General features: G+C 66.7%; 3 protein-coding genes. All 3 read right to left on the bottom strand.

Annotated elements, in window-relative coordinates; genetic code table 11:
• Positions 1-31 precede the first annotated feature (31 nt).
• Genes KY497_RS02610 through KY497_RS02600 form a run of 3 tightly spaced genes read right to left on the bottom strand, consistent with a single transcriptional unit; the run spans position 32 to position 13,318 of the window.
• The gene (locus tag KY497_RS02610) at positions 32-2,242 is read right to left on the bottom strand and encodes a 3'-5' exonuclease (protein ID WP_219869758.1); all 2,211 of its coding nucleotides are present in this window, start codon (positions 2,240-2,242) and stop codon (positions 32-34) included.
• A 1-nt stretch (position 2,243) separates the two neighbouring features.
• Positions 2,244-8,624, bottom strand: coding sequence for a DEAD/DEAH box helicase (locus KY497_RS02605; protein ID WP_219869757.1), 6,381 nt, complete (start codon positions 8,622-8,624; stop codon positions 2,244-2,246).
• Complete coding sequence (locus KY497_RS02600; RefSeq protein WP_219869756.1) at positions 8,621-13,318, bottom strand: DNA methyltransferase; 4,698 nt, start codon at positions 13,316-13,318, stop codon at positions 8,621-8,623. Before KY497_RS02600 ends, KY497_RS02605 begins: the two co-directional genes overlap by 4 nt.

Raw genomic sequence — 13,318 nt, 5'->3', positions numbered from 1 at the left:
TCGCCTAGACCTGCGAGAGCACTCGAACCGGTCAGTCCCCGAGCAGCAGAGCGCTGGGCGATCCCTTCCATGTCACCACGAGCTCGTCGCGCGCGCGGCTCGCCGCGACGTACAGCAGCGAGCGGAAGCGCTTGTCGAGATCGGGCTTCTCCTCGTCCGGCACACCTTTGTACGCGATCGCTGGGGGGAAGGCGCCGTCCGACACGTCGAACAACACCACGCGTGAAAACTCCATGCCCTTCGCGTTGTGCATCGTCATCGCGACCGGCTGTCCGCCTGTGATGCGAGGCGAGTTCAGCAGTGCCACCGCCACGTCGCGCTGTCCGAGCCCCTGCTGCACCTTCTTCGATGAGGTGTTCGACGACGACAGGATGGCGATCGTCTCCGGCTTCACGCCTTCGGCGATCCATCGCTTCACGTCGTCCGCGATCGCGTCGAACTGCGCGGAATCCGACTTCGACGGGCGCGTGGCCGGCTTCGGTCCGCTGCGTGACGAGCGATAGCCCGCGGTCGTCACGTCTTCTGCTTCGGCATCGGAGTACTCCACGCCGGACAGGATCTCCATCGCGTATCTCAGGTTCTCGAGAGTCGTGCGGTAGTTCAGTGTGAGGCGACGGGATCTGCCCTGCACGGCGATGCCGTAGCGCTTCAGCACCGTGGGCTGCCCGTAGATCCGCTGATGCGTGTCGTCTGCGATGAAGAGGTCGTCAGGGCCTTCGGCCACGAGAGCACGCAGCAACTGCCACTTCGACGGGACGAGGTCCTGGGCTTCGTCGATCAGCACGTGATCAGCGAGGGTCTGCCCGTTCGACCGCAGCCACTCTGCCGAGACGGCAGCCACCTCGGCGAACGAGAGCGCTCCGGCGATCCGGTGGTTCTTGCGCGCCTGCTCGATGACTGCCCAGACCGCGGTGCGTCGTCCGCGGTCGAGTGCGACGCCGCGTCCTGGCCTGCGCACCAGCAGGTAGTCGTCGAGCTCGTGGATGCGGTGCGGCAGCACCACCTGGGTATACTCGCCGTCGAGGAACGCTGCCGACCTCAGTGCGATCGGCAGCACGCTGCCGGCCTCCTGGATCGCCGACTTCCAGTCGATCTCTGCGGCGCTCGCCATGCTGTCGCGGGACGACCCGATGACCGCCAGGGACGCATCGCTGAAGGCCGCACCGCCGGCGGCTGCGCGCACGTCGGAGGCGATCTGATCGACTCCGCGGACGAGGATGCCCGGATCTCCCAGCTTCGCCGCGAACGGGAGGTCAGGATCGAGTCGCTCCAGGTCACGACGCAGATTCTCGGCCAGGGCTCGTGTGAACGTCGTCAGCACGATCCGTGCGTGAGGGTCCTTCCGAGCCAGGTGTCGAGTGCGGTGCAACAGCACCACGGTCTTGCCGGTGCCAGCCCCGCCGGTGAGGCGGAACGAGCCGTTGCGGGGGCGCTCGGCGTACTCGCGCTGTTCCGGGTGCAGGAACACACGCCACGCGCCGAAATCGCCGCCCTCGATGACACGCCGCAGTTCCTCGGTGTCGTCGATGAACGTGAACTGCATCTGCGCCGCGGGATGCCGCAGTGCTTCGACGAGCTTCGTGTCATCGTCTGCGCCAGGGTCGATGATGACAGGCTGGTCGAGCTTCAACTCTTCCTTGATGCGGTGCAGAGCGGTTCCTGCGCCCATCGCGACGAGGACGTCCGCCTGCCAGGCGGTGTCCAGACCGGTCGCGAAGTCGAGCAGGGCGTCGACGTCGGTGATGCGGAAGGCCGCCGCCGCCGTCTCCTGGTCGAATCCGAACTCCTCGGTCAGGTCGGTGACGAAGAACCCGAGATCGGCGAGGAGTGCCGTCGTCTGCGCAGGGGCCTCATCGGCGATGGGCGGGGCCGCAGCAGCGGCCTGCGGCTCGATCTCATCGGCTGTGTCGAGTTCCTGCCGCAGGACGGCCAGGCCGTTCACCGGGTTCATGCTCAGCGTCGTCGTCCGGGCTCGCTTGATGGCCTCGTCGTGGTGCCATGTCCCGGCGTACACGTAGACGGGCTCGTCGCCGGCGGGCTCCAGCTTGAAGAGCACGGCTCGCCAGTGGATGTCGACCCGTCCCGTACGCGCACGCGCATCGCGTGGCTTCTGCATCGGCTCGATGTGGAGTCCCGGCACGGTGTCGTCGTCGCTGAGCTTTCCGAGGAAGGTGTAGATCTTGGCCTTCACGGCCTGATCATGCTTCGGGTCCTTCGCGGCTCCCCAGACGATCGTGGGCATGTCAGTTCCTTCCTGCATTGGCGAGGGCGCTCAAGACCGCATCCGCGTCGGGTTCCACTGTGGTCCATCCGAGTGAAGCAAGGGACTCTCGATCGTCATCATCGAGCCCCCAGGCGGTCGCGACGCGCTCGTCCTCCCAGACGAAGGAGAACGGGATGCCGTCGCCCAACTCGAGTCCCATCTTCGGGATCGGGATGCCGGCGGTGGCGGCGAGCGCGGCGATCAGGGTCTTCTCGGCAGAGGTGGCACCCTCGGCGAGGGTCTTCCACTCGATACTGATGTCCGTGAGCGGGAAGTCGACGTGGCCGAGCACGCCCGTCGAGCCAGCGTCCGTACCCGCGTCGACGACCTGTGACAGCGCGAGGATCTCGACACCGCTGAGATCGTGTCGCCAACCGATCACGTTCGACAGATGCAACCAGAGTCGCCATGCGTCCGTGAAACCCTCGGCGCCGACTGCGGCGTCGCGGTCATCGATGATGAGTGCGAAGTCCGACACTCCCTGGTCGCCCACCCGAGTCGCGTGGACGAGAGCGCCGCGATCCACGACCCAGCTCATCGCGTCGTTCGAAGCCGAATCGGCTGTTCCGCGCAAAGTCGCGGCTGCGGCTTCCACGGGCGTGACGTCGGGCGCCGGACCACCGGCGCTTCTCGTCATCATGGGTACTGCACGAGCGATCTTGTCCCGACGCTTTGCCTCCCCGTCGGGGTCCTGCATCCACTCCATGAGCGTCGTCAACGGATCGGCGTGGAGTCGGTCGAGCTGCACCAGCGGAAGCTGATACATCGGGGCGATCCGCTCGGCGAAGCCGGGGTCGATCCAGTCGCGGGGCAGTGCGTCGTCGTCCTGCAGATCAGCCCATGTCACCGCGAGTACGCGGTGTCCGCCATTGCGTGCGAGCGCCCGCTTCTTGGCATCGTCGGCCAGCCGATTGTGCAGGATGCTCGCGTGGAATGCCTTCCCGTCGGTGTAGATCGCGATCGGATCGGCCCCGCCTCCGTGCTGCTCGAGGACGAAGTCAGGCTTCGTGAATCCGAGCGACACCTGCGGGCTCAGCTTCCAGATGCGCGCGTCGCCCGGGAAGCTGACCTGGACCTTGTTGCCCCAGTCGCCGGGCTTCTCCTTCACGGTTCCCCCGAGCTTCTGAGCTCGCTCGATGAAGCGCATCCGGAACAGCTGCTCGATCGTCGACTCGTCGAGCACGACTCCCGGGTCTTGCTCGACGGGCACGAATGCGTGGGGCTCATCGTCGGTGCCCACGCGCAGCAGCTTCGCGAGCGCCTGCTCGGCGCTCGCACGGGAGACGACGCTCGTGTTCCCGTTCGCATACGGCAAGAGGCACCGATGGCATGCGGCGCGCTGCTCACCGCGGCATTCGCAGTCGCGGACGATCCTCCATGCCCGCGACAGCAGCTCGAACATGCGGTCCGGATCGGCGAGTTCGGCGAGGTAGCCCGTGCCGCCGGGCACCGCGTCATGCACGAGCAATGATTCAGCGGTGGTGTCGTCACCCACGGGCTCGATCGTCGAGATGACGCGAAGATGATCGGGGTCGCCGCCCATGACCTCACGCAGCCCCCGCATCAGCGCGGCCGCCAGGCTCGGCACGGCGAGCGAGTCGCCGAGCGTGATCCCGATGGGGAGACGCAGGAACGTGCCCTGGGTGACGAGCGTGCGGCTGAGCGCGACCGCGATCGTGTGCTCTCGGGTCTCCCGGCGCCGAGCGCACCACGAACGGTGATCGCTGGGGCGGTTTCCACCCGATTGCGAGTCCTGCTTGCCGCACGTGTCACACACACGGAACAGCGGGGCGTGATGCTCCCGACCGGCAATGATCCGTGCCTCGCCGCCGGCGGTCTGTCGTCCGAGGTTGAGCCACCGGATGGTCAGGTCGCGTGCGTAGGTGACACCGAAATGCGTCTCGTCGTCGAACCAGCGCCTGGCCACGCCTGCCGGGTCGAGATCTGCAGCGACCTGAACGGTGAAGCGCGTGCGGCGGCGCTCATCGCTGCGGTCGCTGATCGATGCCTCGTCGCGTCGCGCGATGGCCGACACCGTGTCGAGTTCGATCACGCGAAGTCGCTGGGCGACGTCGTTCAGCCCCTTCGCGCCGCACCGCGGACAGATGTTCACCCCGTCGCCCGCCACGAGGTTGCCCCCATGGCCGCATCGTGCGCAGAACGCCCACTCCTGCACGGCCTCGCCCCCGGGGCCGAGATCGACTGCGTCGATCTCGATCTCCAAGCCCTGAGCGTAGAAATGGGCGCCGGGCGCGAGCTCCTGGATCGCGACCGAGGCGCCGCGCTGATAGCTCACCGGATCCTCCTGCCAGCTCCCGGTCTCGGGGTCGACCCACGAGATCGCGGCGTCGAGCGTCACCGAGTCGTCGAGCAGGGTGTAGTTCGGCAACAGGCCGAATCGCTCGAGCGAAGCGACCCAATGGTCGGTGTGCAGCTCGTTCAGCTGGCGGCCAAGCATACGGTGGGTGATCCTCGCGGTGCGGAGCGCCTCGTCGGCATCAGGCTCGAGGCCGAGATCTGCTGCAGCTTCCAGATCAGGGATCGCATCGGCGATCTCGTTTCGGCGGAAGGTCAGAACGTCGATCTGCTTGTTCCAGCGCTGTACCGCGTCGCGCACCGTGTCGGCGAGTGGCGATGTTCCGCCACCGCTGACGGGCGCCGCGAACGCACGCAGTCGCTCGGCCGTCGTGGGCGCGACCCCGGGCAGGGTGGCGAGGAACTCTTCGAGGTACTGCTCGTGATGGCCGTCCGCGTCGTCGACCAGATCACCGAGGAGGGTGCCGCGTTCGCTGGACGCCAACACGTCGTGCGTGTCGGTCTGCGTCAAGAGCCCGGCCCCGGTGCGTCGGTCGAGCAGAGACGCGATGTACTGCCGCTGGACTATCTCCTGGGCGTCGAGATAGGTGGCCGGCGGGCGGACTGCGCCGTTGATGACCGACAGCGGATCACCCATGCGGGGCAGCTGGTCGCCGCGACCGGTGACTGTGGCGATCGACAGTGCGTTGCCCGTGAGGCGTCCGGCGCGGCCGACCCGCTGCAGGTAAGAGGCCACCGTTCGCGGCAGTCCTGCGAGCATCACGGTCGACAGGTCGCCGATGTCGATGCCCATCTCGAGCGTCGGGGTGGCCACCAACACGTTCGGTGCGGACGGGTCGTCGGCCGAGGACTTGAAGGCGTTCTCGTACTGCAGCCGCAGATCGTCGTCGAGAAGACCGGTGTGCTCGCGCGCGACGACGCGCCGCATCTGTCCCTCGTCATACAGGCCGCGGTAGTAGTTCTGACCGGTCTGCGCCGTGCGCAGCCTGCCGGGGCACCGCGCCGACATACACGGCCCGTCGCGCAGGGCCGCCACAGCGGAGGGGAGGCCCGTGACCGGGTTCTGGCAGACGTCGCAGACGAGTCGGGTTCGTCCGTCGAAGAGCTCAGCATCGGTCACCGGCGCCACGATTACGGATGCCGGGGGGATGGCGTAGACGGTGGCGGATCCGGTCGCGATGTTCACCCCGTGCAGCAGGCCGTCCTTCGTCAGAGAGGCCAGCAGCGCGGCCGTGAGTGTCGACCCCTCGGCCGCCGTGACCGAGAGCGTCTTGCGCGCCCACGTGGCGAACCAGCTCTGCGACGACGACACCACGTCGAGGTGTGTGCGGTGCCCGTCCGTGCCGGTCGGCGCGTGCGGTCCGACGCGGGGGAACGCAGGTGCCTCGCGTCCGGGTGGGAACGCAGGCATACCTGAGCCGCGGGGGCGCCCACCCCACACGTTCCAGCGACGACCGTCTTCGGCGATGTACTTCGCGAACCACTCGTGCTCGACGGCACCGCGTTCGCGCATGCGCTCCAGCACGCCGCGCACCCAGCGCAGCACTATCGCCGGATCCGCGTCGGCGGCCGACAGCCCTTCGAGGGTCTCCGAACCTCCGTCGACCAGCACCTTCCGGCCGAGCGCCTCGAGCTTGGCGTCGGATGCGTCGACGCCTGCCGCCAGACTGCCGGTGAGCTCGAGCGTGCGTCCGACGCGGGAGTGCAGTCCGAACTCCATCGCCACGTCGAAGAGCAGGCGTCGGTTGATCCGTGTGCGCACCTGGGTCGGCACCTGGCGCAGGGTGTCGCTCGACCAGAACGGCGCGAAGTCCTCACGCTCCACGAGCTCGGGAGCCACGAGGCGATACCTGGCGTCAGGGTCGTCGCCAGCCTGCTGCACCATGCGGGTGACGATCTCGTCGAGCGGAGCAGGCTGATCGCCCACCGCCTGCCGGATGGCGTTGCGCAGCGCGAACACGTGTGCGCGGCTCTGCACGAATCCGGCCCGGTGCGCGGCGTCCTGCACGCTGTCGGTGAAGATGAGGGCCTTCTTCTCCGCACGGTCGAGCTGGGCGTCGCCGAAGAGCGTGGTCACGATCACACTGAGCATCGTCGCCATGGCCGACCCGAGGAAGCGGATTCCGTCGCGGCGCTGACATGCCGGACACACGTCGTCGCGCGAGTCGTCGCTCGCGTCATCACCGGTCAGAGTCAGGACCGGCAGGTGGACCGCTGTGCCGTCGTCATCCTCGGGGAGCATCGCCGAGACGCGACGCAGCTCGGGATCGAACCAGGCGAGGCCCGCGACGGGGGTACCGGCCTCGAAGGACTCGGCTTCGCCTGGAGCGTGCAGCAGTGCCCGGAAGCGACTGCGCGTCTCGCGGGAGGCGTGGTTGCGACGGATGCTCTCATCATCGGCCGAAAGTTCGTTGCCGGTCGGTGCGAGCTCGACGCCCCAGCCGCTGCGGCCGCAGTGACGGCAATAGATCGCCGGGAAGACGGCGAACTCACCGTCGTCGAGCAGGGCATCGCTCGGCCCGTCATCCGACCACGAGAATCGCACGATGGGGGAGGCAGCCCGGTCGATGCGGGTCAGTTCGCGAACCCAGATGTTGAGGTCGATCGACAGCGCGGCGCGACCAACCCGTGCGCGCACATGGCTGAGCATCGCGAAGACGCGGGTGAGGAAGGTGCGTCGCAGATCGCGCCGTGACTCGAACGTCTCGTCGGTCCCGAGGCCGCGTGGCAGCAGCTGATCGGCGAGGTCGTCGATCGAGATCGCTTTGTCAGCGGCCTGCGCGATGGAGTGAATCAGGGGGTGGGCAGCGACGCTCGCCAGGAGGTCCTCGTCCGGTAGATCCGCCCATTCGATGTGCGTGTACGCCACGTCAGGATCCGTGGATGCCGGGTACAGGCGGTCGAGCACTGTTGCGGCGATCTCAGACGAGGATGCGTCCTCCGCGATATCGGCCTCGGCGACAGCCGCGGCGAGAGCATTGTTGATGCCGGCCGCCGGGGTCGTCGGAACTCGGCCGGCGGCGCGGGCGTTCTGGATCCACAGGCGTGCCGACTGCCGGGTCTCGGTCACGACGCTTGCAGAGTCGAACGGACGGCCGAACACGGTCTCCGCGAACGCGAGCATGCCCGACGGGTCGCCGTCGTCACCGAGAGTCGCGCTGGTCGCGATCGGTGTCACGTCGCCCAGGGGGAAGGCCTCGAACTCGGCGTCGAGAGGTCGCGCGTCACCGCGTGAGCGACGCAACGCGAGCCCGAGTCGCCGCAGCAACATCGCGACGTCGGTGCCCTGCGCGCCGTCGTAGGTGTGGAACTCGTCGAGCACCAGGTACTGCAGGCCCCGGCTCATCGCCTCGACGAGGGGTCGGTCGGCCGGGCGCAGCAGCACCTGGTCGAGCATCTTGTAGTTGGTGAGCAGGATGTCGGGCGGATCGTCGCGAATCGTCTCGCGGTGGTTGATGAGGCCGTCGTCGGTGACTCGTGTGCGCTTCGCACCCGCCTGTTCACCGGTGTAGAGCGCTGCGCGCACACCCTTGAGTGCGTCATGTCCGCGGATCATCTCGGCGATGCGTCGTGCCTGATCGTTCGCCAACGCGTTCATCGGGTAGAGGATGAGTGCCTTGACGCCATCAGCGCCCGCGGCTTTCGCGCGCAGCACGTGATCGAGGATCGGATACAGGAACGCCTCGGTCTTCCCTGAGCCTGTACCGGTCACGACGAGCGTCGGAAGGGGGTGTTCTTTGACCGATCCGTCGGGCTGCTCCCCGAGGTTCGAACTGCTGAGACGACGGAACGCATCGGCCTGATGGCCGTATGGCGTGTGGCCCTCGTACCAGTCGAGTGTCTCCCGCCATCCGTCGTCTGCCGCTCGGAACGGGATGCGCGCCCGGACGAACGGACCACGGAAGATGCCCGCTTTGGAATCGGTGAGGAACTCGGTGAGCGACCGCTGAGCGTCGACATCCGATAGCGCGAAGGTCGTGGTGAGGTAGTCGGTCAGAGCCTCGCGGATCTGCACCGCCTCGCGCGAGGGAAGCAGTTCACTCATGAGCGCTCCTGCAGGATCTTCTCGAAGTGGGCGTAGGCCTGACGCATGTCGGCCTCGCGGTCGAGCGTGACGAACGGCAGCTCGTATTCGTAGGTGTTGCCCGAGGCGTTCGTCGCGGTTCGCTCCTCCTGTGAGATCGTCTCACCCTTCTGGCGCCACACCTTCAGCACCTCGTTCGGGACGAGACGTCCGTTGGCATCATAGAAGTAGGTGTTGCGGTCGTAGCCGTAGAGGACGGCGAATTGCGTGCGGTAGATCGTGCAGAGTTCGTCGGCGGTGATGCCGAGAGAGAGTGCGACGATCGCGTCGATCTCGACCTGCGCCTGCCGGCGGTCGGATGCCCGTCGGAGCGGGACGTCCGGAGTCCAATTCGGCGGGCACTCGAGACTGTCGCGCCCCGGGTAGTCGATGCCTCCGGTCCACTCGAGACGCTCCTCATCCGCGCTTGCCACGGCGAGCTTGAACAAGGCTCCATACGCGTCGGTCAGGCACTGAAGGCGCACCATTCGCAAGCGGGCCTGATCACGTAGAGGATCGTCCATCAGGTAGGGAAGGCGGCGTATCGTGCTGATCGGAATGCCACTTTTGGGCGCAGCGCGAACATTCATGTCGGCAATGAGAGACGATGTGACGATTGCCGCGTCCAAGACTGCCATCTCTGAGTGCACCGTCCCTGCCGAGGAGATCCCGTGAATGTGCGCGGCTCCAGGGGGCACGATCGCGGAGATGAGCGTTCGTTCACCGGTGTTCGCGGCCATGCCGCGCCATGCAACGCGATAGTGATCGCGGGCTGCGACTCGGTCGGGCCCCCAATGTGTGTAGGCCGCGTCGTACTCGGCACGTGGCTTGGCTGGCTTGTAGGAGGTGACGGGCATCGCATTCGGCGAGAGCGTCTCCAGGTCCACCGGCGACCAGTCCTTGTTGTTGCTCATCGACGCATTGGGGGACTTGTAGAACGGGTTGCCTACGAAGAGGTGTGGACCCTGCAGGATCGCCTGATCCCACGACTCCACCTCGCCCCATTCCACGTCGAACATCCCCTTCTTGCGATCGATGCTCTCATCCCAGCCGCGCGAGAACTCGAGCCCGAGCGAACCAAGCCGAGGAGCGTCGGCGAGTTTCGCCAGCACGGCCGCTGTGGCTCGATTGACCGCGTAAACCATTCGCGTATTCCGGATCGGCGTGGACTCGTCTTCGAGGAGACCATGCCATGACCGCAGCACATCGTCGTCGACGACCGTGATGCGGCCGCTGTGGGCGCTGAGGTCCCACTTGCCATCGGCGTTCTTGACCCCAGGTTCGGCTCCATCGCCGTTGTGCCTGAGCGATCCGACCACCGTCTCCGGGTGGTAAAGATTGGTCGCCATGAGAAACCGCGGCTTCCGTGCGGTGCCATACACATGCACGCCGTACGAGACGAGGTTATGGATCTCGAAGAGCGAAAGTTCGTTGATGAACTGCCAGTGGCGCCTCAGATGCTCGTACGTCGCATCACGCAGAGGTCCGGCTTTCTCATCCGTGAAGTGACTCTCCGGGTGGATCAGAGCCACGACCCCCGTCGGACTGAGATGAGACCAGGTCAACTCCATGAAGCATCTGTACAGATCCGGTTGCAGGCCGGCCAGGTGTGGATAGACGATCGGAGAACCGACGAATGCGGCGGTGCACGCGACGTCGGCGGTGCCGTCGACCACGAGGTCTCGGATCCCCTCGATCTCCAGAGTCTGCTCGCGCTTGGCCTTGACCTCGGTCTGAGTCGGCTTCACCGCCAACTGCCACCATGGGTCTCCCTCGGCCAAGAGCGCATCGACGTCCGACCTGGGCCGCACCCACGGTGGGTTCCCGACCTGCAGGTCGAAACCACCGCGCGCGAACACTTCCGCGAAGTCGAGCTCCCAGTGGAAGAAACCGTTCGCGTCGGCGATGCGCTCGGTGACTCGAAGCCAAGGGTGGCTTGCCAGAGCGTCGTCGACGTCGAGTGCGCTCGACCAGTCGAGGTCGTCCTTCTCGGCCTCCTCGAGGTCGTCCCATCCTGTCGGCAGGCCGAACTGCTGGGCGCCCTCACCGGCTTTGCGTGCAGTCGCGCGCGAGTGGCCGCCGATCAGTGCGGTGATCCCGTCGAGCCATTCGTCGAGATTGGGTGGTGCTGCCCCCTGCGTGAGGTCGTCAGTGAGCGGCCAGAACCACAGGGCGCACCAGGCATCCATCACTCGTCTCAGCCGCCGGTATGCTCCGCTGTCGTCATTCAGGAACGCCTCGACCTTGAGGCGGCCGACTACGGCTTCGTCGCCTTCCTGTGGCGGTCGAGGATCGTTCCAGAGGGTCAGCTCGCGGGAGACCTGTCTCTCGGCGATCTCGAGGCGCCGCAGTGCGAACTGCCAGAGCGCCTCGACCCGATGACCGAGTCCGACGAGCCGCTCGAGCTGCTTCTTCGACGGCTTCACGCGGGTCGTCTTGCGCCACTCGCGAAGTGCGGTGTGCGCCTCGGGCGCGAGCTCCCTCGCCTCCTTCGCGTCCACGGCAGATCCCCAGCCCTCGGCGGGCACGAGAAAGTGATGGATCTTGCCCGATGTCGAGCTGCCGATTCGTCCCCCGCGCATGTCGTCAACGAGAGCCGAGACGGTCACGTCGGTCGGAGTGTCTTTCAGCCAAGCCTTGTCGTTGACCTGCTTCTGCGTGTAGACGGCCCGCTTCGCACCGATGAGCGAGTTGCCCCGACGCAAGCGCAGCCCGAACCACGGTGCCTGCAGCCCGTCGACCATGGTGTCGAGCCATAGCGAGATCTCGGCGAGTTCCACCGCGGTCGCGTTGAGATCGACGCCGTACACCTGGTGCAGGGCGATCGCGGCCTTGGCCTTCTGCAGCTCGCGCGGGCGCTCGTCGGGGTCGATACGTTCGCCGACCTCGTGCTCACGACGGCTGAGGTACTCGTCGGCGAGTTGGCGCACCGCCTCGATGGCGAACGCGCCCGAGCCGAGTGCGGGCTCACAGACGCTCAGGTCGAGGATCTCTTCCGCCGACGTGGTGTGACCGTCCTGGTCGAGCAGCTCTTCGAGTGCTTGACCCACCACGAACTTCGTCAGAACCTCAGGGGAGTAGTACGACGCGGAGGTCTGGCGTTCACGGCCGGAGAGCCGGAAGACGAACTCGCCTCCTCGATACCGCCGCTGCACCCGCTCGTGGGTGATCGGGTCTTCGGCCATCACGAAGTGCTGCTTCGCGATGTCGTGCGCGCGTTCGACGGGCACGACCCACGAGCCCTTCGATGAGTCGCCGTCCTTCGCCACCTCGAAAAGATCGGTCTCGGCGAAGAAGCCGCTATACGACATCAGGCCCTCGTACACGGCCCCGAGCTGGTTGATGCCCAGGTCGGCGTACGAGATGAAGCCGCGGTCTCCGCCCTTTTTGGTCCGCTCCTCACGAGTGAGCAACAGCAGCGAGAGCACGCGCTGCAGAGCTCCGTCGCCGAGTTTCGCCGCATCGATCAGCGCGACGGACTCTCGTCGGAACAGATCCGCGCTCAGCGGATGGAACTCGAGTCCTTCGGGGAGATCTGCCTCGTCGGTAGCGATCGACCTCTCATGGCCGGCGTCGACGAGGCGGAACAGGGTGTCGAGCGACTCGTGCAGGTGAGTGCGGTGGCGGGATTCCTCGCCGAGCTCGACGAGCACGAGTTCGCGCAGCCGGTCGAGGCCGTACCCCAGGGCGTATTCGGGTGCGCCGACGGGAAGCACACGCAGTTCGGGCGACGCTTCGGCGAAAAGCAGGAACAGCACACGGTAGAGATATCTCAAGGACTGCCGGGCCAGTGTGTTCGCCTCGCTCGCGGGCAACGGGTCGAGTCCCTGCGCGGCACGGCGGCGCACGACCTCGTTGGCGATGATCTCGATCGATTCCCGCACGCCGTCACGGAGATCCTTCGACACTCCGACGGTGTGCTTGACCGAGTCCTCGAGCGTCTCGGTCCACCACGTGGTGCCGTCGACCTCGGGTGAGACCGACTCCGCGGCGAGCGCAGCAACGGCTCGATCGAACTCGCCACCCCGCTTCTTCACCTCGTTACGGTCGAGTACGAGCTGCAGATCGACGGCGAGGTAGCGGCCTTCGGCCCAGCGTTCGCGTTCGATGACGAGTGCCTTCGCTCCGCTGAGCACCACCGCGAACGCCGGTGCGTCATCACTGGTGAACAACCAGGAGAGGGCTCGCGCCACCGACACGACCTCGTCGGTCGCGTCTTCCGGCAGGAACGGATCGAGAAGTGTCGGCTTGTTCTTCGACAGGAGATCGACCACGTCGGCGACAGGGCGAGCGAAGACCAGGGCAGCTGAGGCCTCGGTGGCGTCCTTCGGTGCGAGCAGCGTGATCGGACCGTTCGTCTCGCGGCGCCAACGAGCATCCTCGTACCCGAGGGCGGCGGTGAGGGGAGTCAGGACCTCGCTTCGGTGGCGGCCAGCATCGACCTCGATGACCGCATCGTCCGCGGCATTCGTGTCGACGGTGGAGAGCAGCGACGTTAGTGCGGCTCCTGCCGCAGCGAGACGCGACCGGGGCGTCTTCTCTCCCGCGCTCTCGCGCTCGTCCCAGTCCTTGCGGCGGGCGATGACCCGGCCCTGGAACGACTGCTTCGCGGACTCGGTGTTGAAGTAGTGCTCGCTGATCCAGTCCTCACCGACGATGAACGCATCCGATGGCAT

Source organism: Microbacterium sp. PAMC22086 (assembly GCF_019443525.1).
Taxonomy (GTDB): domain Bacteria; phylum Actinomycetota; class Actinomycetes; order Actinomycetales; family Microbacteriaceae; genus Microbacterium; species Microbacterium maritypicum.
The sequence above is the reverse complement of the archived record's forward strand: the minus strand, read 5'-3'. Positions and strand labels throughout refer to the sequence as shown.